This is a genomic window from Achromobacter sp. (assembly GCF_036567245.1).
Lineage (GTDB): Bacteria > Pseudomonadota > Gammaproteobacteria > Burkholderiales > Burkholderiaceae_B > Achromobacter.
The window spans coordinates 1-2,617 of the sequence record NZ_DATCUY010000089.1; the positions used below are offsets into that span (position 1 = coordinate 1).

A 2,617-nucleotide genomic window follows, 5' to 3' on the forward strand; every position below is an offset into this window, starting at 1 on the left:
TGGACGGGCTGGCCAAGTTCTTCCGCGCCCGCTCGGCCTGGCAGATCGGCGAGAAGACGCCAGAGTTCCTGGTGCAGATCGACCGCGCGCTTGCCAGCGTGGCCTCGACGCCCCCCGGCGCCGCTTCCCGCGACCGCGCCGTGGTCGCCCTGGTGGGCATACGGCGCGCCTTCTTCCCCGACGCGCCCGACTATCAACCCGCCCACCCGACGCTGGAGGGCCAAGCATCATGATCGGCGAATTCAATCTTTACGGCGTCTATTTCCCCTGGCTGCTGGTGTTGGGCGCGGTCACCCTGGGCGTGGCCTGGGCGGTGCGCCGCGTGTTGGCCCGCGCCGGGCTGTACCGCCTGGTGTGGCACCCCGCGCTGTTCGACCTGGCGCTGTTCGTGGTGCTGCTGTACGGCGTATCCCTCATTTCCCCCTATTTACTCCAGAGATAAGCATGAAACTCCCCAATGCCCTCCGCCCCGCAGCCATCGGCAAGTTCGCGGTGACCGCCGTCGTCGTCGCCGCGGCCGCCTACGCCGGCTGGCAGCTCTGGGTGCACTATGAAGTCGAACCCTGGACCCGCGACGGCCGCGTCAAGGCCTACGTGGTGCAGGTCGCGCCGGATGTCTCCGGCCTGGTGACCAGCGTGCCGGTGCACGACAACCAGGACGTGAAGGCCGGCGACGTGCTGTTCGAAATCGACCGCGCGCGCTTCCAGCTGGCCTTTGATCAGGCCCAGGCCTCGGTGCGCTCTGCGCAAGTAGCGCGGGACCAGGCGGTGCGCGACGCCAAGCGCAACCGCTCGCTGGGCCAGTTGGTCGCCGCCGAGGCACTGGAGCAAAGCCAGACCAAGCTGCAGCAGACCGAGGCCGCACTGGCCCAGGCCGAAGTGCAGCTCAATACCGCGCGCCTGAACCTGGACCGCAGCCGGGTGCTGGCCGTCAACGATGGCCGCATCACCAACCTGGACCTGCGCGCCGGCTCCTACGCCACCGCTGGCCGCGGCGTGATGGCGCTGGTGGATTCCAGCTCGTTCTATGTCGAAGGCTATTTCGAGGAAACCAAGCTGCCCGGCATCCGCGAGGGCGATCCCGTGACCGTGACGCTGATGGGCGATTCGCACCATATCCGCGGCCACGTGGAGAGCATTGCCATGGGCATCGCCGACCGCGACCGCAGCACCGGCGCCAACCTGCTGCCCAACGTCAATCCCACGTTCAACTGGGTCCGCCTGGCACAGCGCATTCCGGTGCGCGTAAAGATCGACGACGTGCCTGAAGGCGTGCGCCTGGTGGCCGGCCAGACCGCCACCGTGTCGGTGGATTCCGGTCCCGCCCACGCGCAGAACAAGACCCACCAGCCGTCCTGACCGCTGCTTTTTTCCAACCTCTCACCCCTAATCGACGCACAGCCGTAATTGCCATGAACACCAGACACCTTCTGCCGCTGATGCTGGCCCTGACGCTAGCCGGATGCACCACCGTGGGCCCTGACTACCAGGTGCCCGCCGGATCGGTGGCCGAGCGGCAGAGCGCGCAAACGCCTTTCACGGAAGCGCGCGACGCCGCGTTCCGGCAGGATGCGGTACCTGGCCACTGGTGGCGCCTGTACGACGATCCGGTGCTGGACGGACTGGTGGAAAAAGCCCTGGCGGCCAACACCGACCTGCGCGTCGCCAGCGCCAACCTGGAACGCGCCCAGGCCGCGGTAAAGGAAACCCAGGCGCAGCAACAGCCCACGATCGGCGTCAACGCCTCGCCCACTTTCGGCCACGTGTCCGGCTTGCAGGAACTGCAACCCGGCATCGATCCGCCCAACCGCTGGTCCTATTCCATGGGCGCCAGCGTGTCGTATCAGCTGGACCTGTTCGGCCAGATCCGCCGCGCCGTGGAAGCGGCCAGCGGCGACGAGCAGGCCGCGCAGGCCGCCTACGACGCCACCCGCGTCACCGTGGCTGCCGAGACCGCGCGGGCCTACGCCAATATGTGCGCGGCCGGCATGCAGCTGGCTTCCGCCCAGCATTCGGTGCAGGTGCAGAAACAATCCCTGGACGCGGTGGACCGGTTGCAGCGCGCCGGCCGCGGCACGGCGCTGGACGTGACCCGCGCCCGCAGCCAGCTACAGCAACTGCAGGCCAACCTGCCGCCGTTCCAGGCCCAGCAGCGCACCGCCCTGTACCGCCTGGCAGCGCTGACCAGCCAGACGCCCGGCGAAATCTCGCCCGCGCTGCTGCAATGCGCCAAGGCGCCGCGCCTGACCGAAACCATCCCCGTGGGCGATGGCGCCGAGCTGCTGCGCCGCCGTCCGGACATCCGCCAGGCCGAGCGCACGCTGGCGGCGTCCACCGCGCGCATCGGCGTGGCCACCGCGGACCTGTATCCGAAGATCTCACTGGGCTTGTCGGCCGCCTCGGGCGGCCCGGCCGCCATGTTCGGCGACCGCGGCACCTTCAGCTGGAGCGTCGGTCCGCTGATCTCGTGGACCATCCCCAACACCGGCGCGGCGCAGGCCCGCATCGCCGAGGCGCAGGCCAGCACCAAGGGCGCGGCGGCGCGTTTCGACGCCACTGTGCTGAATGCCTTGCGGGAAACGGAAAGCGCGCTGGTGGTCTACGCGCGCCAGCTGGA

Annotated in this window: 3 protein-coding genes and 1 pseudogene; all 4 read left to right on the forward strand. The window is 69.1% G+C overall.

Features of this window, described 5'->3' with window-relative positions:
- Nucleotides 1–233, forward strand: a pseudogene (locus VIR09_RS03715) (FUSC family protein); the annotation flags it as partial.
- On the forward strand, nucleotides 230–442 hold the full coding sequence (locus VIR09_RS03720; RefSeq protein WP_332011646.1) for a DUF1656 domain-containing protein: 213 nt from the start codon (nucleotides 230–232) through the stop codon (nucleotides 440–442). The pseudogene VIR09_RS03715 and the gene VIR09_RS03720, both read left to right, overlap by 4 nt.
- Before the next feature lie 2 nt (nucleotides 443–444).
- Nucleotides 445–1,359 (forward strand): HlyD family secretion protein, encoded by a 915-nt coding sequence (locus VIR09_RS03725; RefSeq protein WP_332011647.1) that lies wholly within the window; start codon nucleotides 445–447, stop codon nucleotides 1,357–1,359.
- A gap of 53 nt (nucleotides 1,360–1,412) precedes the next feature.
- Nucleotides 1,413–2,617: efflux transporter outer membrane subunit (locus tag VIR09_RS03730; RefSeq protein ID WP_332011648.1), on the forward strand; the 1,205-nt coding region annotated here is incomplete at its 3' end.